The following is a 319-nucleotide window of genomic DNA, read 5'->3' as shown; positions in this document are numbered from 1 at the left end:
AAAATCAACAATTGCCCAAATCCCAGTAACTATCAACCCGACAACTGATAAAGAGAGAATAAGCATTAAAGCACCAGTCCAAACTTTACCAACCATAAAACGATGAACACCAAATATACCAGCAAACCAACAAATGAGGGCGAACATTACTCTTGAGTGCTCTGAACCCTGTTTTAACAATGGAAAAACAGAATTAACAGAATCTCCCTCACACACAAAATCAACGGTGTCCCCTACCCTCGGTGGATTTTTTCCCAACCAATCCCAAGTCGCAAATTGATAACGCTTACCATCATCACCCGATACAAGATAAGCCCCT

General features: G+C 41.1%; 1 protein-coding gene. It reads right to left on the bottom strand.

Annotated elements, in window-relative coordinates; all coding sequences use genetic code 11:
• On the bottom strand, positions 1-319 hold a 319-nt coding region (locus ACFIK8_RS11855; RefSeq protein ID WP_375669543.1), incomplete at both ends, for a TM2 domain-containing protein.

The organism is Bartonella sp. MR168JLCBS (genome assembly GCF_042194175.1).
Note: the sequence above shows the minus strand (reverse complement) of the source record. Positions and strands in the feature narration are given on the sequence as shown.